Source organism: Sphaerotilus sp. FB-3, from assembly GCF_023706025.1.
GTDB lineage: Bacteria > Pseudomonadota > Gammaproteobacteria > Burkholderiales > Burkholderiaceae_C > Sphaerotilus > Sphaerotilus sulfidivorans.
The window spans coordinates 62229-87754 of sequence record NZ_BQWE01000014.1 but is presented as its reverse complement, the minus strand read 5'-3'; the positions used below and the strand labels follow the sequence as shown (position 1 = coordinate 87754).

The window sequence follows — 25526 nt, the reverse complement described above, 5'->3', positions numbered from 1 at the left end:
ATCAGGCCTGCTCGGAGCGGTCGCGCCCGGCGGCCTTGGCGCGGTAGAGCGCCCGGTCGGCGCGCTCGATCGCGCTGTCGATGTCGCCCTGGCCCAGGCAGCTGCCGACCCCGGCCGAGAAGGTGATGCGCAGGCCCGGCTCGACCTGGTCGAAGGGCTGCTGGCGCAGGCTCTCGCGCAGGCGCTCGACCGCCTGCAGCGCCGGTTCGGCCGCGGTGCCGGGCAGCAGCAGCAGGAACTCCTCGCCGCCCCAGCGCGCCATCACGTCGGCGCCGCGCAGTTCGGCCTCGATGCGCTGCGCAAAGCCGCGCAGCACCTCGTCGCCGGCCGCATGGCCGAGGCGGTCGTTGATCTGCTTGAAATGGTCGATGTCGAGCAGCGCCAGCGACAGCGGCGCCTTCAGCCGCGCATGGCGCGCGGTCTCGGTCAGCAGCAGCTCGCCCATCGCGCGGCGGTTGGGCAGGCCGGTCAGCTCGTCGCGGGTGGCGATCTCGCTGAGCTTCTCGAGCGCACGCGCCAGCGCGGTGCGCTGATCGCGCAGGCGCTGGCGCAGCCGTGCCATGCGCAGCGACAGCAGCGTCACGCCGATCAGCACCAGCGCGGTCACGCCCAGGTGGACCGCCTCGACCTCGACGCGGTAGCGGAACGGGTCGGCCAGCGTCATCGCCCGCATCACCGTGGCCAGCATCAGCAGCGCGACGCCGGCCAGCACCAGCGCCTGACGGCGCTGCAGCGCGAACATCGAGAACATCACCACCACCGCCAGCAGCGCCAGCACCGCCCCGCGCGCCTGGCCGGTCACCGTGTAGACCCAGGTGGTCAGCAGCACGCCCAGCAGCGTCTGCGGCAGCGTCAGCGAGGGCTCGCAGCCACAGCGCAGCGCCAGCCGGCGGTTGAGGCCGCTGCGCATCAGCCCGTAGCCCAGCAGGCCGACCAGGCCCATCGCCAGCATCGGCGGCAGCACCCGGGCCCGATCCAGCAGCGCGGCCTCACCCTGGCTGCCCAGCCACAGCAGCAGCACCAGCGCCAGATAGCCACCCAGGCCGATCAGGCTCTGGGTGATGCGCCAGCGCTGCTGGCCTGGCGGGCCCAGCAGCACGGCGACAGCGCGGGAGGAAAAGGAATTCACGAAAAAATGGAAACATTGTGTTACCAGCGTGAATATTGAACGATTCCTGCCCGGCTGCCCATCCCTCAGGTCCGGCCACGCAAGTGCGTGAGTGGCAGATGCGTGAGCGGCCAGACCGAGCCGGCCGACTTGACCTCGCCGAGCGAGAAGCTGGTGTGCATGTCCTTGACGTTCGGCAGCTTGAAGAGTGTGTCCCGGGCCCATCGCGAGTACGCATCCAGATCGGTGGTGACCACCTGCAGCTCGAAGGTGCCGGTGCCGCTGATGTAGTGGCACGCCACCACCTCGGGCAGCGCGCGGATGCCATCCTCCAGGGCCTGTGTTGCTGCGGCGTTGTTTCGTTCTGCGTCGATGCGAACGAATGCAAAGACGCCCAGGCCGATTCGCCTTCTGTCGATTTCCGCACGGTAGCCGGTGATGTAGCCCTCCTCCTCGAGCCGCTTCACCCGCCGCCAGGTGGGTGCGGCCGACAGGCCGATGCGGGTGGCCAGCTCGGCGTTCGAGAGCCGGCCGTCGCGCTGCAGTTCGCCCAGGATCGCGATGTCGTAGCGGTCCAGATCGATGCCCGCCGGTGTGCGGGTTATCCCTGAAATCGCGTTTTCCTGAAATTCTCTTTCGCTCATGATCTTTTCCGGGAATGACTGTTGCCCAGATTAGCGGATGGACGCCATCGAAAGAAAACACCTCTCGGCACGCCCCTCCTAGACTGGCGGCATCGGCGCCGACCGGCCACCCTGCCGCGCGCGCCCCCATTCACGAGATGGAGACCGCCTGATGAACGCCCCGCTGCCCGACGCCGTGCGCCGCGCCCTCGAGCACATCACGCTCGACGACAAGTACACCCTGGACCGTGGCCGCGCCTTCATGAGCGGCGTGCAGGCGCTGGTGCGGCTACCGATGCTGCAGCGGCAGCGCGACCGCGCCGCCGGCCTGGACACCGCCGGCTTCATCAGCGGCTACCGCGGCAGCCCGCTGGGCACCTACGACCAGTCGCTGTGGGCGGCAAAGAAGCATCTGGCCGAGCACCGGATCGTCTTCCAGCCCGGCGTCAACGAGGAGCTGGCCGCCACCGCCGTCTGGGGCACGCAGCAGCTCGACCTGTTCCCGCAGACGAAAAGGCACGATGGCGTCTTCGGCATCTGGTACGGCAAGGGCCCGGGCGTGGACCGCTGCATCGATGTCTTCAAGCACGCCAACATGGCCGGCACCGCGCGCCACGGCGGCGTGCTGGCCATCGCCGGCGACGACCACATCGCCAAGAGCAGCACCGCCGCGCACCAGAGCGACCATGTGTTCAAGGCCTGCGGCATGCCGGTGTTCTTCCCGAGCACGGTGCAGGAGATCCTCGACCACGGCCTGCACGCGATCGCGCTGAGCCGCTACGCCGGCGTCTGGTCGGGCATGAAGACGATCCAGGAGGTGGTGGAGTCGTCGTCGTCGGTCAGCGTCGATCCGGACCGGGTGGACATCCTGCTGCCCGAGGACTTCCAGATGCCGCCCGGCGGCCTGCACATCCGCTGGCCGGATGCGCCGCTGGAGCAGGAGGCGCGGCTGATGGACCACAAGTGGTATGCCGCGCTGGCCTACATCCGCGCCAACCGGCTCAACCACAATGTCGTCGAGGGCCCGAACGACCGCTTCGGCCTGATCGCCAGCGGCAAGGCCTACAACGACCTGCGCCAGGCGCTGCACGACCTGGGCCTGGACGACGACACCTGCCGCGCGCTGGGCGTGCGGGTGCACAAGGTCGGCGTGGTCTGGCCGCTGGAGGCGAGCATCACCCGCCGGTTCGCCCAGGGCCTGCAGGAGATCCTGGTCGTCGAGGAAAAGCGCCAGATGATCGAGTACCAGCTGAAGGAAGAGCTGTACAACTGGCGCGCCGACGTGCGCCCGAACGTGCTGGGCAAGTTCGACGAGCCCGACGGCGACCAGAGCGGCGGCGAGTGGTCGATGCCCAACCCGAGCCAGAACTGGCTGCTGCGCGCCAAGGCCGACCTGACGCCGTCGATCATCGCGCGCGCGGTGGCCCGGCGCCTGAAGCGCCTGGGCGTGCCGGCCGACGTGGCCGCGCGCATGGACGAGCGGCTGCGCGTCATCGACGCCCGCGAGCAGGCGCTGGCCGCCCAGGCGAAGACGCCGGTGGGCGAGCGCACGCCGTGGTTCTGCTCGGGCTGCCCGCACAACACCAGCACCCGGGTGCCGGAGGGCTCGCGCGCGCTGGCGGGCATCGGCTGCCACTACATGGCGACCTGGATGGACCGCGACACCGTCACCTTCAGCCAGATGGGCGGCGAGGGCGTGGCCTGGGTCGGCCAGGCGCCCTTCACCACCGACGCGCATGTCTTCGCCAACCTCGGCGACGGCACCTACTTCCACAGCGGCCTGCTGGCGATCCGCCAGTCGATCGCCGCGGGCGTGAACATCACCTACAAGATCCTCTACAACGACGCGGTGGCGATGACCGGCGGCCAGCGCGTCGGCGAGCGCCCGGAAGGCCACTCGGTGCCGCAGATCATGCAGACGCTGGTGGCCGAGGGCGTCGCGAAGCTGGTCATCGTCACGGACGATCCGGCCAAATACGCCGGCGTGGCACTGGCGCCCGGCGTGACGGTCCACCACCGCGACGAGCTCGACGCGATCCAGCGCCAGTTCCGCGCGCTGAAAGGCACGACCGCGATCATCTACGACCAGACCTGCGCGACCGAGAAGCGCCGGCGCCGCAAGCGCGGCCTGATGGCCGACCCCGCCAAGCGCGTCGTCATCAACGAGGCGGTCTGCGAGGGCTGCGGCGACTGCTCGGTGCAGAGCAACTGCCTGAGCGTCGAGCCGGTCGAGACCGAGTTCGGCCGCAAGCGGCGCATCAACCAGAACTCCTGCAACAAGGACTTTTCCTGCGTGAAGGGCTTCTGCCCGAGCTTCGTCACCGTCGAGGGCGGGCAGCTCAGGAAGCCGCAGCGCCAGAAGAAGGGCGACCTGGCCGCGCTGCCGCCGCTGCCCGAGCCGGCGCTGCCGGTGGCCGAGAGCGCCTGGGGCATCGTCGTGGCCGGCGTCGGCGGCACCGGCGTCATCACCATCGGCCAGATCCTGGGCATGGCCGCGCACCTGGAGGGCAAGGGCGTGGTGACGCAGGACGCCGCCGGCCTGGCGCAGAAGGGCGGCGCGACCTGGAGCCACATCCAGATCGCCAACCGACCCGAGGCCATCTTCACCACCAAGGTCGACACCGCGCAGGCCGATCTGGTCATCGCCTGCGATCCGCTGGTGGCGGCGCAGCGCCCGACGCTGGCGACGATGCAGCCCGGGCGCACCTGGGTGGCGCTGAACCGCCACGGCGCGCCGACCGCCAGCCTGGTGCGCAATCCCGACTGGCAGTTCCCCGAGGCCGGCTGCGACGGCGCGCTGGAGCGGGCGGTCGGCGCACAAGGCCTGGGCGCCTTCGACGCCGAGCAGGCCGCCACCGAGCTGCTCGGCGACTCGATCTACGCCAACCCGCTGCTGCTCGGCTACGCCTGGCAGCACGGCCGCATCCCGCTGGGCCGCGCCGCGATCCTGCGCGCGATGGAACTCAACGGCGTGCAGGTCGCCGCCAACCAGGCCGCCTTCGAATGGGGCCGGCGCTGTGCCCATGATCCGTCGGGCGTGCGCAGCCTGTTCGCGGCGCAGAAGGTGATCCAGATCGTGCGCCGTCCCTCGCTCGACGAGACGATCGCCCGCCGCGCCGAGTTCCTCTCGGCCTACCAGGACGCCGCCTATGCCGAGCAGTACCGCGCCTTCGTCGCCCGGGTGCGCGAGGCCGAGGCGCCGCTCTCCAGCACCCGGCTGACCGAGGCCGTCGCGCAGGGCCTCTTCAAGCTGATGGCCTACAAGGACGAGTACGAGGTCGCGCGGCTGCACGCCGATGCCGCCTTCGCCGCGAAGATCGGCGAGATGTTCGAGGGCGAGGTGAAGCTGGTGCACCACTTCGCGCCGCCGATCCTGGGCAAAACCGACGCACAAGGCCGGCCGGTCAAGCAGGCCTTCGGGCCGTGGATGCACAAGGCGCTGCCGTGGCTGGCGAAGCTGAAGTTCCTGCGCGGCACGGCGTTCGATCCGTTCGGCCGCACAGAGGAACGCCGCACCGAGCGCGCGCTGATCCAGCAGTACCGTGCCAGCGTCGAGGCGCTGCTGGCGCGGCTCTCGAAGGAGCGGCTGGACACCGCGGTCGAGATCGCCCGGCTGCCGCTGGAGATCCGCGGCTTCGGGCATGTGAAGGCGGCGAATCTGGAGAAGGTGCGGGCGAAGTGGCTGGCGCTGATGGGCGCCTGGCGCGACTGAAGCCTCAGCGCGCCGTCAGCGTCGACACGCGCTGGTGCAGCGCGACGGTCTGCAGCGCGGCGCGCGCGGCCTCCTGGCCCTTGATGACGAAATGCGCGGTGAACCACTCGCGGTGGGTGGCGTGCTCGTGGAACTGGTGCGGGGTCAGCACCGCCGAGAGCACCGGCACGCCGCTGTCGAGCTGCACGCGCATCAGGCCGTCGATCACCGCGGTGGCGACGAAGTCATGGCGGTAGACGCCGCCGTCGACCACCAGGCCGAAGGCGACGATGGCGTCGTAATGACCGGACTCGGCCAGGCGGCGCGCCAGCAGCGGGATCTCGAAGGCACCGGGCACGTCGAAATGCTCGACCGCCTCGGCGGCGACGCCGCTGCGGCCCAGCTCGGCGACGAAGGCGTCACGCGCCTGATGGACGATGTCGGTGTGCCAGGAGGCGCTGATGGCCGCGACGCGGCGCACGCCGGCGGCAGAGGAGGAAGAAGCAAGGGAAGCAGTGGACTGATTCATGGTGAGCGAAACGGGCTCGGGGCCCGGGACACGGAGGCCAGAATCAGGGCGCAGGAACGCGCCGGCGCCGCTGCGGTCAAGGCAGCGGCGCCGAGCGCGGTTCTCTTTCATCCGGACTGTGACCGTCGGCTCCGGAGTCGCACCGGATCTGCTGACCCCGGCAACCAGGACGGCTGCCGGGCGCTCGCGGGCTTGACGGCCGGCCCGACCCCGAAGGACCGCGCCTGCCGGCTGACCGCCGGTGGGGACTTCCACCCCGCCCTGAGAACGCAGGTGCCGCACTCGTGTCGGCTTCTGCAGGCTTCTTGCAGATTCAGATCACGGAACGGCACCGGGAGGCGAGTGTAGCCGCGCCCAGGCGTCCCGGCTGTCGCCAAGGTCGGCGCGGACGGCGACAATCACGTCCTGCATTGCCGTCCCGCCCCATGTCCCCACGCTCATTCCATTCCGCCTCGGCCGGCTTCGAGGCCGCGCTGCATGTCGATCTGCTGCCCGAGGACCACCGCTCGCGCCGGCTGCACGGCCACAGCTTCTTCGCCGCGGTGCGCGCCGAGCTGCCCGCGGGCTGGGCGCCCTTCGCCGGCGGCGAGGTCGCCGAACTGCAGCGCCGCATGGAGGCCTGCTGCGCGCCGCTCGACTACGCGCTGCTCAACCAGGTCGAGGGCCTGGGCGCGCCGACCGACGAGAACATCGCGCGCTGGATCCGCCGCCGCCTCGAGGGCGAGTTCGGCGTGCCCGGCATCGAGCAGGTCGGCGTGCAGAGCACCGCGCACACCGGCGTCGACCTCGACCGCGCCGGCCACGCCCACCTGTGGCGGCGCTACCGCTTCCAGGCCGCGCACCGCCTGCCCAACGTGCCGGCCGGCCACAAGTGCGGCCGCATGCACGGCCACGGCTTCGAGGTGATCCTGCATGCCGACCAGGACATCGGCGAGAGCGACTACGGCCTCGACTACGACCGCATCGACGACATCTGGGCGCCGCTGCACTTCGAGCTGAACTACCAGTGCCTCAACGAGATCGAGGGCCTGGAGAACCCGACCAGCGAGGTGATCTCGGCCTGGCTGTGGCACCGGCTCAAGCCCCTGCTGCCCGAGCTGTCCTGGGTCACCGTCTACGAGACGGGATCGTGCGGCGCCAACTTCGACGGCCAGAACTACCGCATCTGGAAGGAGATGACCTTCGACAGCGCGATCCGGCTGAAGAACGCGCCCGAGGGCAGCCCGCTGCGCGGCATTCACGGCCACACCTGGGCGCTGCGGCTGCACCTGAACGCGCCGCTGGACGCGGTGATGGGCTGGACGGTCGACTTCGGCGACGTCAAGGCGCTCTTTGATCCGGTCTTCAAGGCCATCGACCACCGCCCGCTGTTCGAGAACGACGCGATCGACGACGGCGACGCGCTCTCGCTGGCGCGCTGGGTGCTGGCCGAGGGGCGCGCGGTGCTGCCGCAGCTCGACCGCATCGATGTCTACGAGACCCGCGGCAATGGCGCCATCGTGCTGGCCAGCGCGCGCGCCGACGAACTGGTGCCCGTCTGATGAGCTACGCGGTCAAGGAAATCTTCTACACGCTGCAGGGCGAGGGCGCGCAGGCCGGCCGCGCGGCGGTGTTCTGCCGCTTCGCCGGCTGCAACCTCTGGAGCGGACGCGAGAGCGACCGCGCCACGGCGGTCTGCACCTTCTGCGACACCGACTTCGTCGGCACCGACGGCCAGAACGGCGGCAAGTTCGCCAGCGCCGACGCGCTGGCCGACGCGGTGGCGGCGCGCTGGCCGGGCGGGGTCGCGGGCGCGGCCGGGCGACCCTATGTGGTGTGCACCGGCGGCGAGCCGCTGCTGCAGCTCGACGACGCGCTGGTCGAGGCCTTTCACGCGCGCGGCTTCGAGGTCGCGGTCGAGACCAACGGCACGCAGCCCGCGCCCGCCGGCCTGGACTGGATCTGCGTCAGCCCCAAGGCCGACGCGCCGCTGCTGCTGACCGCCGGCGACGAGCTCAAGCTCGTCTACCCGCAGCCGCTGGCCCGACCCGAGCGCTTCGCCGGCCTGGCCTTCGACCATTTCTTCCTGCAGCCGATGGACGGCCCCGAGCGGCTGGCCCACACCCGTGCCGCGACCGACTACTGCATGGCCCACCCGCAGTGGCGCCTGGGCGTGCAGATGCACAAGATCGTCGGCATCGAATGAAGCGCGGGGCGTGAGGCGCGGGCCGCGGCTCACCCTCACCAGTGCGGCGGGATCTCGTCGCGCGGGTCACGCGCGCCGGCTCCGCCCGAGGCGGCGGCATTCTCGCCCAGCTGGCGGTTCAGCCGCGCCACCTCGCGCACCAGCAGGTCGATCTGCTGCTGCTGGCGCGCCACCACCTCGTTGAGGTGGTCGAGCAGGTCGTCGGCATAGCTGGCCTTGATCTCCAGCTCGGTCAGGCGGGTGTCGGTGTCCGGGACGGACAGGCCGCAGGCCTGGGCGGCGGAGGCGGATTCGGCGCGGGAGGAATCGATCGTCATCCCGCGATTGGACCCGATTCGCCACAACCTTCTGCACGACCGCAGCGCACTCGCGAAGGTCAGCGTCAGAACCGCTTGACACAACTTTTCGATTTCCACCGCTCATCCGAAGCCACTAGGATCAAAACGGTACCGCGTGAATAATTCACGGAACAAATCGCGCTTTCGGCTCCGCTACCGGCTTGCGGCGGATGTGCCGGCGTTCTTGCAGATCGAGAATCCGCCGCGCCCGCCCTGACCGGGAAACGTCTCGAGGAACTTGTCTTGCGTCGCCTGACGACCCCGCCGATCTCCCTGCTTGCCGCGCTGATCGGCGTGGTCTGGCCGCTGCACGCGCCGGGCCAGCCGGTGCTCGGCGTGGCCGACGCGGTGGCGGGCATCGTCGGCCATGTGCGCTGGCCGGGCGGTGCGCGGGCGGTGCAGCTGTGCGTCAGCAACACCAGCCTGCATGCGGCCGATCTGGGCCGGCTGCATGAGGAGGTACCGCCGGGCCGGCTGCTGCCGGTGCGCACGCTGCCCGCCGGGGCCGAGCTGCCCGGGGGCTGCGACGCGATCTATCTGGGCAGCGGTCCCGGTGCCGAGGCGGCGCTGCCCCGGCTGGCCGGGCTGCCGGTGGTGACCATCGGCGAGGGTGCGGCCTTCTGCTCGCGCGGCGGCATGTTCTGTCTGGTGCCACGCGGCAGCACGCCCGGCGTGCGGCTCGAGCTCAATCTGGACATCGTCGCGCGCAGCGGCCTGAAGGTGCATCCGCAGGTGCTGCGCCTGGGCCAGCCCCGTGCAGAGGGGAGCGGCTCATGACAGCGCGTCCGACGCTGGCGGGCATGCTGCGACGCGGCCACTGGCAGGTGGCCTCGGTCACGCTGCTGCTGTTCGGGCTGCTGCTGGGCGTGATCGGCCATGCGGTGCTGGGCTCGATGCAGGCGCGCCATCTGGAGCTGCTGGCGCGCACCACCGGCTACTCGATCGAGGCGGCGGTGGTCTTCCGCGACCTCGACACCATTCATGAGGTGCTGCGGCCGATCGTGCAGCGCGAGCGGCTCGGCCGGCTGCAGGTGCGGCTGCCCGACGGCCAGCTGCTGACCGAGCTGCAGCGACCGGAGCCGGCCGGACTGGCCGCGCTGCAGGCCCGGATCGGCCGCTGGCTGATGCCCGGCCGGGCCGAGGCGCCGGTGCTCGACGGCAGCGGCCGCGTCATCGCCCGGGTCGAGCTCGACAGCGAGGGCAGCGACTTCATCCAGCTGCTGCTGTGGGGCAGCGGCGCCGGCCTGCTGTGCGTGCTGCTGACGCTGGGCGTGGCCTCGCTGATGACACGCCGGCTCGAACGCACGATCGTCGAGCCGATCGACCGGCTGGCGGCGCTGACCCGCTCGATCCGCTGCGAGCGCGCCTTCGACCGGCGCGCACCGGCCGCACCGATCGCCGAGCTGAACGCCTTGGGCGAGGACTTCAACGCGATGCTGGCCGAGATCGACGCCCACCATCGCCATCTGCAGCAGGACCGCGACAGCCTGTCGCAGCGCGCCTGGCACGACCCGCTGACCGGCCTGGCCAACCGGGCGCACTTCGAGCAGCGCCTGGAGCAGGCGCTTCAGGTGTCGCTGCAGCAGGGCCAGACCTTCGGCGTGCTCTATCTGGATGCCGACGGCTTCAAGGCGGTCAACGACACCGCCGGCCATGCCGCCGGCGACCGGCTGCTGGTGCAGATGGGCGAGCGGCTGCGCGCGGTGGTGCGCGAGGGCGATCTGGTCGCCCGGCTCGGCGGCGACGAGTTCGCGGTGCTGCTGCAGCCGCTGCGCCAGGTCGACGATGCACGCCGCATCGCGCGCGAGATCGGCCGGGCCATGCAGCAGCCCTTCGACCTCGGCGCGTCGGGCTGCTTCCGCTGCGGACTGAGCGCGGGCATCGCGACCTTCCCGCAGGACGGCGACACGATTCCGGCGTTGCTCGACACCGCCGACCGCGCGATGTATCGCGCCAAGCAGGCCGGACGGCAGCATCGCCGGCCCCTGAGCGGCCGCCCCGAAGGCGCCGCGACCTGACCTGCTCTCCAGGAGAAAAGAAGATGTCCTCGCTCCCCCTGCCCGCCCGGACCTCGCGACGGCGGATGATGGCCCTGGGCCTGACGCTGGCTGCGCTGGCCAGCGGCTGCGCGACGCCGCCGCCCCCGCCGCCTGCGCCCGCGCCGAAGTTCACCCTTGAGCAGGTGCGCACGATGCGCGACCTCGGCTTCGTCGAGACCGACGAAGGCTGGACGCTGAGCATGGGCAGCCGGGTGCTGTTCGGCTTCGGCGCCGACCGGCTCGGTCCGGACGAGGTCGAGACGGTGGCCCGGCTGACCGACTCGCTGATCAAGGTCGGCCTGACGCGGGTGAGGGTCGAGGGGCACACCGACAGCATCGGCGACGCCGCGGTCAACCAGCGCCTGTCGCTGCGCCGCGCCGAGGTGGTGGCGCGCGAGATGGAGACCCGCGGCTTCCCGGCCGCCGGCCTGCAGGCGCGCGGCCTGGGCGCGACCCGCCCGATCGCCGACAACGCCACCGAGGCCGGCCGGACGCAGAACCGCCGCGTCGCGGTGATCGTGCTGAGCGACTGAAGGCCGGCCGCAGCGCGGCTCAGCGGCCGGCACTCTCCGCGACCGGGTGCAGCGGCACGACCCGGCGCGGCAGCGCGCCGACCGGCCGGTGCGACACCACCTCTCCGGTCTCGGCCGGCTGGAAGCTGTCGGCGCGCGCGATCGGCCAGTAGACCCGGTAGACGTTGTGCGGCCAGTCGCCCTCGCCGCGGGCGGCGGCCAGCAGCTCGCCCGGCTCGAGGAAGCAGAGCTGGTTGCGCAGCAGCCGCACCTGGTCGTTGGCGACGCGGCGCACGATGTGCGCGGCCGTGATCTCGCCCGGATGATGCAGGCCCGCCGCCTGCACCAGCTCCTGCAGCGCGTGCAGCGTGTTGCGGTGGTAGCGCGCCACCCGCTCGATCTTGTCGGGCACCACCAGCGCCTGCTGGCGCTGCGGATCCTGGGTCGCCACGCCGGTCGGGCAGGCGCCGGTGTGGCAGTGCTGGGCCTGGATGCAGCCCAGCGCGAACATGAAGCCGCGCGCCGAGTTGCACCAGTCCGCGCCCAGCGCCATCGCGCGGGCGATGTCGAAGGCGCTGACGATCTTGCCCGAGGCGCCCAGCCGGATGCGGTCGCGCAGGTTCAGGCCGACCAGCGTGTTGTGCACCAGCAGCAGCCCCTCCTGCAGCGGCGCGCCGACATGGTCGGAAAACTCCAGCGGTGCCGCGCCGGTGCCGCCCTCGGCGCCGTCGACGACGATGAAGTCGGGCGTCAGGCCCGTCTCCAGCATCGCCTTGCAGATCGCGAACCATTCCCAGGGATGGCCGATGCAGAGCTTGAAGCCGACCGGCTTGCCGCCCGAGAGCCGGCGCAGCCGCGACAGGAAGAGCAGCAGCTCGACCGGCGTGCCGAACTCGGTGTGCGCCGCCGGCGACACGCAGTCCTCACCCACCGCCACGCCGCGGGCCTCGGCGATCTCCGGCGTGACCTTCGGGCCGGGCAGCACGCCGCCGTGGCCCGGCTTGGCGCCCTGCGACAGCTTGATCTCGATGAGCCTGACCTGTGGGGAGGTGGCGTTGGCGACGAACTTCTCCTCGCTGAAGCGGCCCTGCGCGTCGCGGCAGCCGAAATAGCCCGAGCCGATCTCCCAGACCAGGTCGCCGCCGTGGCTGCGGTGGTAGGCGCTGATCGAGCCCTCGCCGGTGTCGTGCATGAAGCCGCCCTTCCTCGCGCCACCGTTGAGCGCGAGGATGGCGTTGGCGCTGAGCGCGCCGAAGCTCATCGCCGAGATGTTGAAGACGCTGGCGCTGTAGGGCTGCAGGCAGTTCGGGCCGCCGATCAGCACCCGGAAGTCGTGCGAGTCCAGCGTCGTCGGCGCCAGCGAGTGGTTGATCCACTCGTGGCCCTCGGCATGCACGTCGACCTGCGTGCCGAAGGGGCGCTTGTCCGGATCGCCCTTGGCGCGCTGGTAGACCAGCGAGCGCTGCTGGCGCGAGAAGGGCGCGGCCTCGTTGTCGCTCTCGATGAAGTACTGGCGGATCTCGGGCCGGATGAACTCGAGCCAGTAGCGCATGTGGCCCAGCACCGGGTAGTTGCGCAGCACCGAGCGCTGGGTCTGGCGCAGGTCGCGCACCCCCAGCAGCGTGCCGGCGCTGCCGACCAGCAGCAGCCACGGTCCGGCGCCATGCCCCTGCCACCAGCCCAGCGCGCCCAGCAGGGCCGCGAACATGAGTCCCACCAGCGTCAGATAGCGCACGGGGACCAGACGATCGATCTTCATCAGCCAGGACAGCATGGCAGCGACTCCTTGTTCCGGGTCTTGCACAGACTGGCGATGCTCGACCTCCCCCCGAAGGGAGGAAAGGCGGAATTGCGCCGCAGCGACCCGGCTGTTGTGCTCCTTCGCCCCCTCCAGTCGGAGCCCACTTCGGCCGACCTGCTCCGTAGGCGAAAAACAGCGAACGGCCCGGACACGGCCGCGATCGCGCCCCCACTGCGGCTCTATCCACCTGAAAAGAAGAACTCCCTGAACCGGCGCCTGTGGCTGCCCACCGTCCTGGCCGCCGTGGTCATCGGCATCGTCGCCGTCTCGGCCAGCGTGCGCACCCGGGACCAGATCGAGCGGGGCCGGCAGGTCGAGCAGCAGATGGCCTCGCACCTCGACCGCGCCGCGCAATGGGCCGCGCTGACCGAGGCCAACGCCGCACGCGCGCTGACGGTGCTGGCCAGCACCGACACCGCGCTGGGCGGCAGGATCAAGGCCGAGATGGAGGCCACCTCGGCGCGCATCACCGAGATCCAGAAGGGCATCGAGGAGAGCGCGCAGCGCCCGGACGAGAAGGCCGCGCTGGACAAGGTGGCCGAGACCCGCAAGGTCTATGTCGACCTGCGCAAGCAGCTCGCCGCGGCCCAGGCCGGCGGCGAGGCGATCGACGAGACCCGCATGCGCGGCCTGCGCGACCGGCTCCAGGACTACATGAACGCGCAGCAGGCCTTCGTGCAGACGCAGAAGGCCCAGGTCGAGCAGTTCTCGGGCGAGATCGCCCGCTCGCGCATGACCACGGTGCAGATCGTCGCCGGCATGATGCTCGGCCTGGTCGCGCTGCTGCTGGTGTCGACCTGGCGCATGTCGCGCTCGATCCTGCAGCCGATCCGCGAGGCCATCGACACCACCGAGCGCATCGCCGGCGGAGACCTGACCGCACAGATCGATACCCGCCGCAGCGACGAGCTCGGCGACCTGATGCGCGGCCTCGAGCGCATGACCGCCTCGCTGCGCCAGCTCGTCGGCGAGGTGCGCGGCAGTGCCGGCACCCTGAAGACCGCCAGCACCGAGATCGCCGCCGGCAACCTCGACCTGTCGCAGCGCACCGAGCAGACCGCCAGCAACCTGCAGGACACCGCCGGATCGATGGGCGAGCTGACGCAGACGGTGCACCAGAGCGCCGAAGCCGCCGAGGAGGCCAACCGCCTGGCCAGCTCGGCCGCGGCGGCCGCCGAGCGCGGCGGTCAGGTGGTCAGCCAGGTGGTCAGCAACATGCAGGAGATCTCCTCGTCGAGCCGGCGCATCGGCGACATCATCGGCGTGATCGACGGCATCGCCTTCCAGACCAACATCCTGGCGCTGAACGCCGCGGTGGAGGCCGCACGCGCCGGCGAGCAGGGCCGCGGCTTCGCGGTCGTCGCCAGCGAGGTGCGCAACCTGGCGCAGCGTTCGGCCGCGGCCGCACGCGAGATCAAGACGCTGATCCAGGCCTCGACCGGCACCGTCGACCAGGGCGCGCGTCTGGTCGAGGAGGCCGGCCAGGCGATGGACGAGCTGGTCGGCTCGGTGCAGCGCGTCTCCGAGATGATCGGCCGCATCACCACCTCGGCGGCCGAGCAGAACAGCGGCATCCAGCATGTCAACCACGCGATCAGCCATCTCGACGAGATGACGCAGCGCAACGCGGCGCTGGTCGAGGAGAGCGCGGCCGCTGCCGACGGCCTGCGCGAGGAAGCGGCCCGGCTGGATGCCGCGGTGCAGCGCTTCCGCATCGACATGAGCCAGACGGCAGCACCGGTCGCCGCCGCCCGCCCGAGCAGCCCGGCGCCGGCCAGCGCGCCGCGCCCGGCCAGTACCCGTTCGGCGGCGCCCCGGCCGGCACCCGCCCCGCGTGCCACGGCCCCCACGCCTGCACCGGCCCCGGCGCCGGTGGCCGCCACCAGTGGCAACGCAGTGGAGAACTGGGAAAGCTTCTGATGGCGCGGGGGGCACCCCCGCCGATTTACCTGGCCGACATGCTCGGCAATCAGCGCTTGAAGCGGTGCGGGTCCACTCGGTCCTTCCTACCGGCTGACCGACACACCGCTTCATGAATCCCCTGCGCTGGCTCCCTGCCCTGCTGCTGTCCGCCACTGTCGCCCTGATCGGCGGCTGCGGCGGCGCCTCCGATGACGACGACGCCACCGTGCGGGTGATCAACGCCAGCACGAACTACGGCGCACTCGACCTGCATGTGGACGACACGCTGCGCAGCTCGGCCATCGCCTATGGGCAGACCAGCGGCTACATCGGCTTCGAGGCAGGCAGCCACACCACCACGCTGACGCGCACCGGCTCGACCACCGCGCTCAGCAGCGTGTCGCGCACGCTCAGCAGCGACCACGGCACCACCGTCATCGCCTACCAGGCCGACGGCAGCCTGAAGACCGCGCAGCTCAGCGACAGCGAGAGCGCGCCGTCGTCCGGCCGCGCCAAGCTGCTGGTGTTCAACGCCTCGCCGGATGCCGGCAGCGTCGATGTCTACCTCAGCGGCAGCAGCGACACGCTGGACAACGCCACGCTGGTGGCCTCCTCGGTCAGCGCCGGCAGCAGCAGCGGCAGCTACACCACCGTCGGCAGCGGCACCTACCGGCTGCGCATCGCCGCGGCCGGCAGCACCACCGACCTGAGGCTGGACGCCGCCAGCATGACGCTCGACAGCCAGGGCGTCTACGCGCTGGTGGTCACGCCGACCAGCGGCGGCGTGCTGGTCAACAGCCTGCTGGTGCGCCAGGGCGGCGCGATCACCCAGCTCGACACCGATCTGGCGCGGGTGCGCCTGGTCTCGGCGGTCGCCAGCAGCGGCACGGTCGGCGCGGCCTTCAACGGCAGCACGCTGGCCACCTCGGTCGCCTCGCCCGCCATCGGCAGCTACGCGCTGGTCAAGGCCGGCAGCGCCACCCCGACGATCAGCGTCAACGGCGCCAGCCTGTCGACCGCGGCGATCACGCTGGCCGCCGGCAGCGACTCGACGCTGCTGGTCTGGGGCCCGGCCGCCAGCGCCAGCCTGAGCGTCATCGGCGACGACAACCGCCTGCCCGCCAGCAGCACCAGCGCGAAGATCCGCCTGATCCACGGCGCCTCGATCAACAGCAACCCGCTGACGCTGACCGCCAACTACTCGGCGGTGGCCGAGAACATCGCCTTGGGCGCCGCCTCGCCCCCGACCAGCGTGACCGCCGGATCCAGCACCACGATCGAGGTGAGCGACACCACGCTGTCGACCGCGCTGTACAGCGTCAGCGACGTGACGCTGTCGGCCCGGGGCGTCTACACCGTCTTCATGCTCGGCAGCGGCAGCAGCGTGACCGGCGCGCTGCGCAAGGAGCGCTGAGCCCGTCAGGCGAAAAAAGGCCGGCATGAGGGGGGTCATGCCGGCCGACTCCCTGGGTGAATGGGATTCGAGGAGGTCAACGGAAATCGGTCGGGAGAACAGTCTCCCCGGAGGACAGGCTTCGGACTCAGGCCGTGAACCAGCCGTCGAGCAGCGGCGCCGAGGGCAGCCCAGGCGCATCGCCACAGGACAGGAACGGCAAGAAAGGCAGCGCAGCCTCGTAGCCGAGCTCGCTGCTCGGGGCGCGGCGCATGTCCGAGAACGAAGGAGCCTGGTGCGCGGCATCCGCCTTCAGCAGAAATTCGGTACGGGCTTCGGCATGGGCATTCATCGCTGGGGCTCCTTTCTGTCCTGGGGCCATTGTGTCGAGCCGCCCCGGCCGGCCCCATCGGCGCGCATGCCGGACGGATGTAGGACAGATCCGACAGCGTAGGACTGCCCTGACGGCGCGGCGCGGCGCGCGCCGATTCAGCCCCCCCGGAGCAAGGCGCACACTGGATTCGTCCCTCCAGTCCAACCCGACGCCCAGGAGTTCCCGCCCATGATGCAGAACCATCTCCGCACGCTGCCCGAGCTGTTTGCCCAGCTCGGTCTGGACGAGACGCCCGAAGAGTTCGTGCGCCGCCATGCGCCACTGGCCCCGGACGTCGCGCTCGAGGAGGCGCCGTTCTGGAACGATGCCCAGAAGTCCTTTCTCGCCACCGAGCTGGCGCGTGACGCCGACTGGGCGATCCTGATCGACCGCCTCGACGCGCGGCTGCGCGATGCGCCGGATCTGCCGATGCACTGAGTTCCGCTCTCCTGTTTGCTCTCTCCGGTCTGTTCCTGTCTGTCACGGGTGCTGTCACAGCCTCTTCGAGCCACCTTCGCGGTGGCTCTTTTTTTGCCGCTCGCCGCCTGCCATGAAGGTTGAAATCAGTGTGATTGATACCTGGTCATACCTGTGCTAACCTATGCGGAATGGATAGGTATCTTTCAATCGGCGAGGCCGCAAAACTGAAAGGCGTGAGCATCACGACGCTTCGGCGCTGGGAGGCTGACGGCAGTCTTGTGCCGACCCGGACTGAGGGCGGCCAGCGTCGCTACCTGCTGTCGCAGATCGACCCGGCCGCCGCCGCGTCGCGCCCGGTGGCGAGCCTGCTGACCGTGGCTTACGCCAGAGTCTCAAGCCATGACCAGAAAGCCGATCTGGAGCGCCAGAAGCAGGTGCTTGAGCTGTACTGCGCCGCGCAGGGATGGACATTCGAGGTGATCGCCGACCTTGGTTCCGGCATGAATTACCAGAAGAAGGGGCTTCGGCGTCTGCTGAACCAGATCATCGAAGGCAAGGTGGGGCGCCTTGTCCTGACGCACAAGGATCGGCTGCTGCGGTTCGGCGCTGAACTGGTGTTCGCCATCTGCGAGGCCAAGGGCGTCGAGGTGGTCATCCTCAACCGTGGCGATGACACCAGCTTTGAGGAGGATCTGGCGAAGGACGTGCTTGAGATCATCACGGTGTTCTCGGCTCGCCTGTACGGGTCACGGTCCCGCAAGAATCAGAAGCTCATCGACGCGGTGAAGAAGGCGGCCGAGGATGCGCAAGGCTGACGAGCCGGAAGGCAAGACCTTCACCTACCAAGCCCGAGTGCCGGTCGATGCGGGCGCAGCGGCGGCGCTGGATGCCTACGCCGAACTCTTCGGCCGGGTCGAGCGCACGCTGTTCGCGCAGTCCACGGCGCAGGGCGTGAAGCCCGAGAAGCTGAAGAACGAGTACCTGAAGCGGTTCGGGATCACGGGCCGGCAGTTCAACGCCATCCGAGTCAGTCTGGACGGAAAGACCGACTCGGTGAAGGAGCGCCGCACCGGCCTGATCGACGAGGCGAAGACACGGCTGAAGAAGGCGCAGGCCACGCTGAAGAAGCTGGGCACGGCGCCCAAGTCCGAGACGCCCGAGGCCCGCGTGAAGCGGCTGGGCAAGCTGCACCAGAAGACGCGCAGCGCGATCACCATGGCGGCCCGGCTGGAAAGCATGCAGGCCGACCACAAGGCGGGCAGGGTCCGCATCGCCTTCGGGTCGCGCCGGTTGTTCCGTGCGCAGTTCGACCTGTCGGCCAACGGCTTCGCAGATCACGCGGCATGGCGGGATGCGTGGTACCGCGCCCGGTCCGAGCAGTTCTCTGTGCTGGGCAGCAAGGACGAGACGGGCGGGTGTCAAGGCTGTGTAGCAACGCTGGCCGACGATGGCACGGTGTCGCTGCGGCTGCGCGTGCCCGATTCGCTGGTCAAGGCCAGCAAGTACGTCGAACTTCACGGCATCCGCTTTGCCTACGGCATGGACCAGATCCGCGCCGCCCTTGAGTGCGGCCGGGTGGTCGAGCGCGTGAGCGCCACCGGCAAACCGACCAAGACCCGCCACGGCAAGGCGCTGACCTATCGTTTTGTGCGCGACGGCAAGGGCTGGCGCGTGTTCGTGTCCGTGTCGGTCGATCCGGTGCCCACGATCAGCACGGCGCAGGCCGGCGCGGTGGGTGCGGACTTCAACGCCGACCACCTCGCCGTGGCCGAAACCGACCGGCACGGCAACCTCATCGCCCACCAGCGCATCGACCTCGACCCCCGCGGGATGAACTCCGACCAGCGCCGTGCCGCCATGGGTGACGCCGTGAAGCAGGTGGTCGAGCGCGCCCGCGCATCCTCCAAGCCCATCGTTATCGAGCGGCTGGACTTCCGCGAGAAAAAGGCCCGACTGGAAGGCGCGGACCCGTGGCGTGCGCGCATGCTCAGTGCGCTGGCCTACAGAGACTTCGACTCGATGTTGCGTGCGGCGGCCTTCCGCGCCGGCATCGACGTGATCGCGGTGAATCCCGCGTACACCTCCGTCATCGGCGCCGTGAACCACGCGGCCCGACTCGGCATCAGCGTCCACGCCGCAGCGGCCTTCGCCATCGCGCGTCGTGGACTTGGCTTGAAAGAACGCCCGTTCGCGGCCTACCGCAGCACTGCCCCCGACTGCCAGCACGGCATCGTGGCAGTGCCGGCCCGCAACGGCGGCCACGTCACCTTCGCGCTACCTGCAAGGAATCGCGCGAAGCATGTGTGGACGCAATGGGCGGCCGTTCGTTCAAGCCAGTCAGCGGCCCATGCAGGGCACTTCCGGTCTGGTGCTGCGAAAGCGGCCCCGGCGCCTCTGTCTCAAGCAATTCAGGCAGTGAGCGCAACCCGGAAGACCAAGGTGCGATCCCTTGGCGCGAATCGTCAGCAGCACTGTTCGGCTGGCGTGCCTGTCTTCGACGATGTGCCGTTCTGAGCAGCTTTGCTCAGGCTTGGGTACGTCTGGATAGGTTTATAGGAACAGTGAATGACGAACGACGGCAAACGACGGAAGGCCCGCACGAGGCGGGCCAGCGGGCAGGAGAAGGCGAAAGACGATGCGTCGCGGCGCGATCAGCCGCCGGCCTGGGCGGGTTCGGAGAGATAGATCTCGACGCGGCGGTTCATCGCGCGGCCGGACTCGCTGTCGTTGCTGGCGACCGGATCGCTGGCGCCGCGTCCGTCGACGACGATGCGCGAGGCGGTGACGCCGCGGCCGACCAGGTAGTCGCGCACCGATTCGGCCCGGTCCAGCGACAGCGGGCGGTTCACCGCGTCGCTGCCGGTCGAGTCGGTGTAGCCGATGACGTTCATGCGCAGCGCGGCATCGGTGTTGCGCGCCAGCTCGTCGAGCACCGGGCGCATCTGCGGCTTGACCGCCGAGCGGCCGACGTCGAAGGAGAAATCGCTGGGAATGTTGACGCGGATGCGGTTGTCCGCCGTGCGCGCGACCTGCACCGCGGTGCCCTGCGTGGCCTGCTCGAGCGCCTTCTGGCGCTCTTCCATGCGCTTGGACCACAGATTGCCGGCCACCGCGCCGACCACGCCGCCGATGACCGCACTCTGCCCGGCCTTGCCGCCGGTGACCGAGCCGATCACCGCGCCGACGCCCGCACCGACCCCGGCGCCGACCGCGGTGCCGCGCTGGCGCTCGCTCATCGGCGTGGAGCAGCCGGCAGCCAGCATGGCCAGCGACAGCGCCACCAGGCCGGAGCCGGCACGCAGGCGCGACAGCGGGCGAGACAAGACAGGACAGGCACCGGACAGCACGGCCGGCGACGACGGCGAGGAAGGCAGGAGAAGGTTTTTCATGGCCTCATGGTCGCGCGAAGGATTCCTGCACGGCATCGGCCTGCGCCGACTGTTCCTGTCGGACGACGCCGACAGCGGCCTCGGCCGTGTCCTGCGCCGACGGGCTCATCGCCCGCGTGGCCAGCGCGGTGACCGCGGCGTGGATCAGCGTCTGCATCGGGAACTGCGCGCGCAGCCAGCCGCCCAGGTGGCTCTGCACCGGCCGCCAGAGCCTGAGCACCCGGGCGTCCTGCCACGGCCGCAGCGCCGCCAGCGCGCCGCCGGCGGCTGCCGCCAGCGCCACCGCGACGACGGGATGGCGGCGCACGAAGGGTGCGGTCGTGCGATCGAGGCGGCCCTGGGCCCGCAGCAGCACCGCACGCGCCGGATGGCGCTCCCACCACAGCTGCCCGGTGTCGAGCAGCACCGCGCCGACCGGATGAGCCTCGACGCGCTGGCGCAGCGCCGCCAGCAGGCTGAGCTGGCCCGCGGCGTCGACCGGCGCCGCGGGCGCCCGCCGCTCGCCCGTGGCCACCGCCGGCCGGGCCTCGGCATCGGCGGGATCGGCCTCGCCACGCATGTGCGCAAGCAGGCGCTCGCGGGAAGCCTCCAGGCGCTCGCGCGCTCGGCTCAGGTCCGGATCCAGCATCTTGCGGTGTCCTTTCAGGGTCGCGAGGCGTCGTGCAGCATCTGCGCGTCACGCGAGAACTGCTCGCGCAGCGGGCCGAAGCCGGCCAGCGGTGCGCTCGAGCGCAGCGCCCAGGCCGCGCCCAGCGCCAGCAGCGCCGGCAGCGCCGGAATCAGCAGCAGCATCCAGGGTCGCGCCAGCAGCTCGGGCGACAGCGCCGCCCACAGCAGCAGCGCCATGCCGGCCAGCAGCAGCGCCAGCAGCGCACCCAGGCCGGCCAGCGCCACCAGCAGCGCGCGGGTGGCCAGCGCACGTCGGGTCGCACGCACCTGTGCGGAGGCCAGGTCCGCGTAGGCGTCGAGGTGATCGGCGAGCAGGTCGGGCCGCCGCGCCAGCAGCTTGAGCAGGGGATGGAACATGGTGCGTCCAGCGTAGGACGCGCCCGCAGGTGCCGCCAGCGGCACAGCCGCCGCGCCGCTGTAGGACGGGAACTACGCCGGATCGCGCCGCGGCAGCCAGGCCGACAGGCGGGTGCCGCGCCCGGGCGCCGCGTCGATCTCGAACATGCCGCCCTCGCTCTCGACGCGGTAGCGCATGCCGGTCAGGCCGTGGGCGCTGCGACCGCTGGCCTGGGCCGCATCGAAGCCGATGCCGTCATCCTGCACGGTCAGCAGCGCCATCGGTCCGTCCAGCACCAGGCTGATCTCGACCGTGCCGGCCTGCGCGTACTTGGCGATGTTGGTCAGCGCCTCCTGCACCATGCGGTAGGCGGTGAGCTGCGCGCCGGCATCCAGGCCGATGCCCGGCGTCAGCTTCATGTGCACCGCCAGACCCGAGCGTTCGGCGAACTCGCTGCCGAGAATCTCCAGCGCCGGCAGCAGCCCGAGATTGGACAGCGAGGACGGCCGCAGGTCCTCGATGATGCGGCGCTTGAGCGCGATGCCGCTGTTGAGCGTCTGCGTCAGATGCTTCAGGCGCTCGTGCACCTCCGGCGGCGCGTCGGCCAGCTTCGGGCGGATGCGGGCGGCATCCAGCTTGGCGGCGGTCAGCAGCGCGCCGAGCTCGTCATGCAGCTCGCGCGCGAGCCGGCTGCGCTCGTCCTCGCGCGCATGCTGCAGATGCCAGGACAGATCGAGCAGGTCTGCGGTGCGCCGACGCACCTCGATCTCGAGCAGATCGCGCTCGGCCTGCACCATGCGCTGCTGCTCGGCGCGCTGCGCCGCCATCGCGCGGCTCTGGCGCACATACAGGCCCAGCGCCAGCAGGCTGGCAATCACCAGCGCCAGGATGCCCAGGCGCAGGAACAGCATCGCGTCGTACATCTCGGCGGTCCGGGCTGCGATGCGCTGGTTGCTGTGCTCGATCAGCTGATCGGCCAGCGCGCGGATCTGCTCCATGTTGCGCAGGCCGATGTCGGTCAGCACCAGGTCCATCGCACCGCGCACGTCCTGGCGGTCGAAGCGCAGCAGCACCTCGCTCATCTCGTCCATCTTCATGCGCAGGCGCTCGATCAGCTCCTGCTCGATGGCCGACAGCGCGGGATCGCCATGCATGCCGGACGAGCCCATGCGCTGCTGCAGCACGGCGATCTGGCTCTCGATGTCGCGCACCGCCTCGACGTAGGGCTGCAGATACTCGCGCCGGCTCGACAGCAGATAGCCGCGCTTGGCCGACTCCGCCTGCGTCACCAGGCCGAGCAGCCGGTGCAGGGTCAGCCGCGCCTGCGCCGCCTCGATGGCGGCATCGAGCGAGCCACGGGTGCGCTGGTAGCCGCCCTCGCTGACGAACAGCATCAGCGCCGCGACCAGCACCGCCAGCGGCATCACCAGGCCGCGGTCCCGCAGCCAGGTCAGCACCGCAACAGGCCGATCGCGCAGACGCATGGACGAACCCGCCGATCAGGCCCCGAGCGTCTCGCAGTAGCCGATCAGCTCCTCGAGTTCGCTGGACTTGTCGAAGACGCGGTCGGCCCCGAGCTCGGCACAGCGCCGGCGCATCTCGGGCGTGGCGTAGTTGCTCAGCACGACCAGATGACGGCCGTAGCGGTGCTGGCGCGCCTGCTGCAGCACGCCCAGGCCGGAGCCGGCCTTCAGGAAGATGTCGATGATGACCAGATCGGGCTGCGGGGACTGCCGGCGCAGGGCGTCGAGCGCATCGCTTTCGCTCTCGGCCGTGCCGCACACACGAACCGGCACCATCTCCTCGAGAGTCTCGATCAGGTTGTCGCGGATCACGGGGCTGTCCTCGACGATGAAGCAGGACAGGGTCCTCATGTCGAAGTGTCTTGGTGATGTCGAAGATGCAATCATGGTCCGCTCCAGCGGCTGCGCACTGTCACGGTTCGCCACAGCATAGCGCCTGCCCCTGGCGCTGGCTGTAGGAGCACACCTACAGCGGCTGCGAAAACCGTGTGTGCCATTCCGGGATCAGCCCTCGAGCATGTCGGCCAGCTCGTCGGCATGCTCCTCCTCGTCGCCGAGAATGTCCTCGAGCAGGCGGCGCGTCGTCGGATCCTTGTCGGCGACCAGCGCGATCATCTGGCGGTAGCTCTCGACCGCGACCCGCTCGGCCACCAGGTTGGCGCGCACCATCGCCTTCAGGTCGTCGGACTCGTCATAGTCGGCGTGGCTGCGCTCGAGCAGGTGGGCAGGATGGAAGTCCGGCTTGCCGCCGAGCTGCACGATGCGCTCGGCCAGGCGGTCGGCGTGGCCGGCCTCTTCCTGCGCATGCACCATGAACTCCTCGGCGATCTTCGGCGAGGCCAGGCCGTGGGCGGTGAAGTGGTGGCGCTTGTAGCGCAGCACGCAGACCAGTTCGGTGGCCAGCGCGTCGTTCAGCAGCGCGACGATCTGCTCGCTCCACGGTCCCAGGCTGGGCGTGACCGCACCGTCGTCGAGCGACGAGCGGGCCCGGTCGATCGCGCCCTCGTCGAGGCGCAGGGTGTCGGCGGCGGGGGCGGGGGCGGACGAGGTCTTGGCAGGCATGGCGGCTTCCTTCGGGGTTCGGGCGGTCGGACACGGTCCGGGATGGGCTCACTGTAGGTCGGCGACACCGGGGGCGGCATCGGCCTCGGCCGGTGGCCGCTGTAGGACGACAGGCCGGTCGACGGAACGGTCGGAAAGCCCGGAAAGGCCCGTCGCGGGAATGCCCGGGCTGGCCGATCCGGGCCCCGGAAGTCCAGAATCTGGAACCGATTCCGAAATCGTTCCCATCCTGCACGTCCACGAGCTGCCTCCCGATGTCGTCGCTCTCCTCCTCCCGCCCGCGGCTCAACCGCATCGCCGGCCCGATCCTGGGCGAGTTCCTGATCGGCATGACGGTGGCGATGGCCGGCCTGTGGCTGGCCTCGAACGAGTCGGATGCGGCCGCCGGCGCCTTCGGGCTGTCGCAGCAGGTGCTCGAGACGCTGTTCGTGCTGTTCCGGGTGCTGGCGATCGGCGTGGGCGCCGGGGTCACGCAGGCGCTGGGCGCGCAGCGGCCGCAGGCGGCCGGCAGCACCGCGCTGGTCGGCCTGGGCGCGAGCACCTGGGCCGGACTGATCGCTGCCGGCGTGGTGCTGTTCGGCAGCGACGCGGTGCTGGACCTGCTCAACGCGCCGGCGGCGGTGGCGCAGCTCGCCGGGCCCTATCTGCAGCTGCTGGCGCTGGCGCTGCTGCTCGAGGCCTTCAACCTGACGATGGCCGCGACGCTGCGCGCGCACCTGCATGCCCGCGAGACGCTGGTCGTCATGCTGGTGATGCACGGCGTGCATCTGCTGCTGGCCTTCGTGCTGATGCGCGGCGTCGGAAGCTGGGACGGCCTGGGCCTGACCGGCTACGCGATCGGCCTGACCGTCAGCCGCGCGGTCGGGCTGGCGATGCACCTGCACTTCTGGCGCCAGCGCCTGCAGCTGGTGCCGCGCCAGCGCGACTGGTGGGTCTGCCCGCCACGGGCGCTGTGGCCGGTGCTGCGCATCGGCGGGCCCGGCGCCTCGCTGGAGATGGTCTACCGCCTGGCCTTCATGATGTCGCTGGCCGCCGCCGCGCGGCTGGGCGTGGCCGAGCTGGCCACCCAGGCCTATGTGCTGCAGGTGCTGAAGTACGTGCTGCTGATCAGCATGTCGATCGGCTGGGCCTGCGAGATCATGGTCGGCCACCTCGTCGGCGCGGGCGAGTTCCGCACCGCGCACCAGCTGGTGCGCAAGGGGCTGCGCAACGGCGTGCTCGCCTCGGGCTCGCTGGCGCTGCTGGCCGCAGCGACCGCGCCGTGGCTGATGCGCGCCTTCACCCGCGATCCGGCGGTGATCGCCTCGGCGCAGACGCTGCTGTGGATCGCCTGCGCGCTGGAGACCGGCCGGGTCGCCAACATGGTGGTGCTGGGCGCGCTGCGCGCCACCGGCGACGCGATCTATCCGACGCTGGCCAGCATGGCCTCGCTGGTGCTGGTGCTGGGCGTCGGCTCGGTGGTGCTGGGACGGATGTTCGGCCTGCCGGGCATCTTCGCCGCCTATGCCGCCGACGAATGCATCCGCAGCCTGATCATGCTGCACCGCTGGGAAACGCACGGCTGGGTGCGCCATGCCCGCGAGATCCTGGTGCGCATGCGCACCCCCGGCGCCGAGACCCGATTCTGAGGCG

General features: G+C 70.7%; 24 protein-coding genes and 1 riboswitch. Of the genes, 12 read left to right on the top strand and 12 right to left on the bottom strand.

The genetic code is table 11. The annotated features are described in order from the left end of the window. Position 1 precedes the first annotated feature (1 nt). Positions 2–1129, bottom strand: a complete 1128-nt coding sequence (locus NFT33_RS07660; protein WP_251674348.1) for a GGDEF domain-containing protein — start codon at positions 1127–1129, stop codon at positions 2–4. A 65-nt stretch (positions 1130–1194) separates the two neighbouring features. Continuing rightward, positions 1195–1752, bottom strand: coding sequence for an Lrp/AsnC family transcriptional regulator (locus tag NFT33_RS07655; protein WP_220786847.1), 558 nt, complete (start codon positions 1750–1752; stop codon positions 1195–1197). Positions 1753–1903: 151 nt separating this feature from the next. Between NFT33_RS07655 and NFT33_RS07650 the strand changes: the two genes are divergently transcribed. Continuing rightward, on the top strand, positions 1904–5443 hold the full coding sequence (locus NFT33_RS07650) for an indolepyruvate ferredoxin oxidoreductase family protein (RefSeq protein ID WP_251674346.1): 3540 nt from the start codon (positions 1904–1906) through the stop codon (positions 5441–5443). A gap of 4 nt (positions 5444–5447) precedes the next feature. On the opposite strand, the gene NFT33_RS07645 is transcribed toward NFT33_RS07650, so the two are convergent. Then, positions 5448–5951, bottom strand: coding sequence for a 6,7-dimethyl-8-ribityllumazine synthase (locus NFT33_RS07645; protein ID WP_251674344.1), 504 nt, complete (start codon positions 5949–5951; stop codon positions 5448–5450). A gap of 95 nt (positions 5952–6046) precedes the next feature. Further along, positions 6047–6224: riboswitch (FMN riboswitch) on the bottom strand. A gap of 152 nt (positions 6225–6376) precedes the next feature. Between NFT33_RS07645 and NFT33_RS07640 the strand changes: the two genes are divergently transcribed. Both NFT33_RS07640 and queE read left to right on the top strand, forming a co-directional pair. After that, positions 6377–7492, top strand: coding sequence for a 6-carboxytetrahydropterin synthase (locus NFT33_RS07640; RefSeq protein ID WP_251674342.1), 1116 nt, complete (start codon positions 6377–6379; stop codon positions 7490–7492). After that, on the top strand, positions 7492–8136 hold the full coding sequence (gene queE, locus NFT33_RS07635; RefSeq protein WP_251674339.1) for a 7-carboxy-7-deazaguanine synthase: 645 nt from the start codon (positions 7492–7494) through the stop codon (positions 8134–8136). The genes NFT33_RS07640 and queE overlap by 1 nt, the downstream gene beginning before the upstream one ends. Positions 8137–8171: 35 nt before the next feature. On the opposite strand, the gene NFT33_RS07630 is transcribed toward queE, so the two are convergent. Then, positions 8172–8453, bottom strand: coding sequence for a SlyX family protein (locus NFT33_RS07630; RefSeq protein WP_251674337.1), 282 nt, complete (start codon positions 8451–8453; stop codon positions 8172–8174). A 264-nt stretch (positions 8454–8717) separates the two neighbouring features. Here NFT33_RS07630 and yfiR point away from each other — a divergent pair, with 264 nt between their 5' ends. From yfiR to yfiB, 3 genes are read left to right on the top strand one after another with little or no spacing between them, the layout of a single operon-like run. After that, on the top strand, positions 8718–9251 hold the full coding sequence (gene yfiR, locus NFT33_RS07625) for a regulatory sequestration protein YfiR (RefSeq protein ID WP_220786841.1): 534 nt from the start codon (positions 8718–8720) through the stop codon (positions 9249–9251). Then, positions 9248–10492, top strand: a complete 1245-nt coding sequence (gene dgcN, locus NFT33_RS07620; RefSeq protein WP_251674335.1) for a diguanylate cyclase DgcN/YfiN — start codon at positions 9248–9250, stop codon at positions 10490–10492. The genes yfiR and dgcN overlap by 4 nt, the downstream gene beginning before the upstream one ends. Before the next feature lie 23 nt (positions 10493–10515). Next, the gene (yfiB, locus tag NFT33_RS07615; protein WP_251674333.1) at positions 10516–11046 is read left to right on the top strand and encodes an outer membrane lipoprotein YfiB; all 531 of its coding nucleotides are present in this window, start codon (positions 10516–10518) and stop codon (positions 11044–11046) included. A gap of 19 nt (positions 11047–11065) precedes the next feature. Here the strand turns inward: yfiB and NFT33_RS07610 are convergent, their stop codons facing one another. Continuing rightward, positions 11066–12799 (bottom strand): FMN-binding glutamate synthase family protein, encoded by a 1734-nt coding sequence (locus tag NFT33_RS07610; RefSeq protein ID WP_251674331.1) that lies wholly within the window; start codon positions 12797–12799, stop codon positions 11066–11068. Here NFT33_RS07610 and NFT33_RS07605 point away from each other — a divergent pair. Then, the gene (locus tag NFT33_RS07605) at positions 12689–14746 is read left to right on the top strand and encodes a methyl-accepting chemotaxis protein (RefSeq protein WP_309296130.1); all 2058 of its coding nucleotides are present in this window, start codon (positions 12689–12691) and stop codon (positions 14744–14746) included. The genes NFT33_RS07610 and NFT33_RS07605 overlap by 111 nt on opposite strands. A gap of 112 nt (positions 14747–14858) precedes the next feature. Then, a complete protein-coding gene (locus NFT33_RS07600; protein ID WP_251674325.1) occupies positions 14859–16142 on the top strand; it encodes a DUF4397 domain-containing protein in 1284 nt (427 codons plus the stop codon). Between the two features lie 127 nt (positions 16143–16269). Here the strand turns inward: NFT33_RS07600 and NFT33_RS07595 are convergent, their stop codons facing one another. After that, on the bottom strand, positions 16270–16473 hold the full coding sequence (locus NFT33_RS07595; protein ID WP_149502120.1) for a hypothetical protein: 204 nt from the start codon (positions 16471–16473) through the stop codon (positions 16270–16272). Positions 16474–16686: 213 nt separating this feature from the next. Between NFT33_RS07595 and NFT33_RS07590 the strand changes: the two genes are divergently transcribed. From NFT33_RS07590 to NFT33_RS07580, 3 genes are all read left to right on the top strand, one after another. Then, complete coding sequence (locus tag NFT33_RS07590) at positions 16687–16932, top strand: DUF2789 family protein (RefSeq protein WP_251674322.1); 246 nt, start codon at positions 16687–16689, stop codon at positions 16930–16932. 170 nt (positions 16933–17102) lie between these two features. Further along, positions 17103–17729 (top strand): IS607 family transposase, encoded by a 627-nt coding sequence (locus NFT33_RS07585; RefSeq protein ID WP_251674319.1) that lies wholly within the window; start codon positions 17103–17105, stop codon positions 17727–17729. Then, positions 17716–19428, top strand: coding sequence for an IS200/IS605 family accessory protein TnpB-related protein (locus tag NFT33_RS07580; RefSeq protein WP_251674316.1), 1713 nt, complete (start codon positions 17716–17718; stop codon positions 19426–19428). Before NFT33_RS07585 ends, NFT33_RS07580 begins: the two co-directional genes overlap by 14 nt. Positions 19429–19565: 137 nt before the next feature. On the opposite strand, the gene NFT33_RS07575 is transcribed toward NFT33_RS07580, so the two are convergent. The 6 genes from NFT33_RS07575 to NFT33_RS07550 all read right to left on the bottom strand — a co-directional run bounded on the left by NFT33_RS07575 (position 19566) and on the right by NFT33_RS07550 (position 23894). After that, complete coding sequence (locus NFT33_RS07575; RefSeq protein ID WP_473964564.1) at positions 19566–20216, bottom strand: YiaD family glycine zipper/OmpA-like lipoprotein; 651 nt, start codon at positions 20214–20216, stop codon at positions 19566–19568. 91 nt (positions 20217–20307) lie between these two features. Continuing rightward, complete coding sequence (locus tag NFT33_RS07570) at positions 20308–20931, bottom strand: hypothetical protein (RefSeq protein WP_251674313.1); 624 nt, start codon at positions 20929–20931, stop codon at positions 20308–20310. A 14-nt stretch (positions 20932–20945) separates the two neighbouring features. Further along, on the bottom strand, positions 20946–21329 hold the full coding sequence (locus NFT33_RS07565; protein ID WP_220786831.1) for a hypothetical protein: 384 nt from the start codon (positions 21327–21329) through the stop codon (positions 20946–20948). 72 nt (positions 21330–21401) lie between these two features. After that, positions 21402–22793 (bottom strand): CHASE3 domain-containing protein, encoded by a 1392-nt coding sequence (locus NFT33_RS07560; protein WP_251674310.1) that lies wholly within the window; start codon positions 22791–22793, stop codon positions 21402–21404. Positions 22794–22808: 15 nt separating this feature from the next. Further along, on the bottom strand, positions 22809–23183 hold the full coding sequence (locus tag NFT33_RS07555) for a response regulator transcription factor (protein ID WP_149502109.1): 375 nt from the start codon (positions 23181–23183) through the stop codon (positions 22809–22811). Between the two features lie 153 nt (positions 23184–23336). Continuing rightward, complete coding sequence (locus NFT33_RS07550) at positions 23337–23894, bottom strand: ferritin-like domain-containing protein (protein WP_251674307.1); 558 nt, start codon at positions 23892–23894, stop codon at positions 23337–23339. Positions 23895–24148: 254 nt separating this feature from the next. Between NFT33_RS07550 and NFT33_RS07545 the strand changes: the two genes are divergently transcribed. Then, entirely contained in the window at positions 24149–25522 is a 1374-nt protein-coding gene (locus NFT33_RS07545; protein WP_251674305.1) for an MATE family efflux transporter, read from the top strand. The last annotated feature ends 4 nt before the right edge of the window (positions 25523–25526 follow it).

Bases quoted from the DNA above. Each gene is read 5' to 3' on its own strand.
- NFT33_RS07655 (WP_220786847.1), bottom strand. From the start codon at position 1,752: ATGAGCGAAAGAGAATTTCAGGAAAACGCGATTTCAGGGATAACCCGC.
- NFT33_RS07650 (WP_251674346.1), top strand. From the start codon at position 1,904: ATGAACGCCCCGCTGCCCGACGCCGTGCGCCGCGCCCTCGAGCACATC.
- NFT33_RS07645 (WP_251674344.1), bottom strand. From the start codon at position 5,951: ATGAATCAGTCCACTGCTTCCCTTGCTTCTTCCTCCTCTGCCGCCGGC.
- NFT33_RS07640 (WP_251674342.1), top strand. From the start codon at position 6,377: ATGTCCCCACGCTCATTCCATTCCGCCTCGGCCGGCTTCGAGGCCGCG.
- queE (WP_251674339.1), top strand. From the start codon at position 7,492: ATGAGCTACGCGGTCAAGGAAATCTTCTACACGCTGCAGGGCGAGGGC.
- NFT33_RS07630 (WP_251674337.1), bottom strand. From the start codon at position 8,453: ATGACGATCGATTCCTCCCGCGCCGAATCCGCCTCCGCCGCCCAGGCC.
- dgcN (WP_251674335.1), top strand. From the start codon at position 9,248: ATGACAGCGCGTCCGACGCTGGCGGGCATGCTGCGACGCGGCCACTGG.
- yfiB (WP_251674333.1), top strand. From the start codon at position 10,516: ATGTCCTCGCTCCCCCTGCCCGCCCGGACCTCGCGACGGCGGATGATG.
- NFT33_RS07605 (WP_309296130.1), top strand. From the start codon at position 12,689: ATGCCCCTGCCACCAGCCCAGCGCGCCCAGCAGGGCCGCGAACATGAG.
- NFT33_RS07610 (WP_251674331.1), bottom strand. From the start codon at position 12,799: ATGCTGTCCTGGCTGATGAAGATCGATCGTCTGGTCCCCGTGCGCTAT.
- NFT33_RS07600 (WP_251674325.1), top strand. From the start codon at position 14,859: ATGAATCCCCTGCGCTGGCTCCCTGCCCTGCTGCTGTCCGCCACTGTC.
- NFT33_RS07595 (WP_149502120.1), bottom strand. From the start codon at position 16,473: ATGAATGCCCATGCCGAAGCCCGTACCGAATTTCTGCTGAAGGCGGAT.
- NFT33_RS07590 (WP_251674322.1), top strand. From the start codon at position 16,687: ATGCAGAACCATCTCCGCACGCTGCCCGAGCTGTTTGCCCAGCTCGGT.
- NFT33_RS07585 (WP_251674319.1), top strand. From the start codon at position 17,103: ATGGATAGGTATCTTTCAATCGGCGAGGCCGCAAAACTGAAAGGCGTG.
- NFT33_RS07580 (WP_251674316.1), top strand. From the start codon at position 17,716: ATGCGCAAGGCTGACGAGCCGGAAGGCAAGACCTTCACCTACCAAGCC.
- NFT33_RS07570 (WP_251674313.1), bottom strand. From the start codon at position 20,931: ATGCTGGATCCGGACCTGAGCCGAGCGCGCGAGCGCCTGGAGGCTTCC.
- NFT33_RS07565 (WP_220786831.1), bottom strand. From the start codon at position 21,329: ATGTTCCATCCCCTGCTCAAGCTGCTGGCGCGGCGGCCCGACCTGCTC.
- NFT33_RS07560 (WP_251674310.1), bottom strand. From the start codon at position 22,793: ATGCGTCTGCGCGATCGGCCTGTTGCGGTGCTGACCTGGCTGCGGGAC.
- NFT33_RS07555 (WP_149502109.1), bottom strand. From the start codon at position 23,183: ATGAGGACCCTGTCCTGCTTCATCGTCGAGGACAGCCCCGTGATCCGC.
- NFT33_RS07550 (WP_251674307.1), bottom strand. From the start codon at position 23,894: ATGCCTGCCAAGACCTCGTCCGCCCCCGCCCCCGCCGCCGACACCCTG.
- NFT33_RS07545 (WP_251674305.1), top strand. From the start codon at position 24,149: ATGTCGTCGCTCTCCTCCTCCCGCCCGCGGCTCAACCGCATCGCCGGC.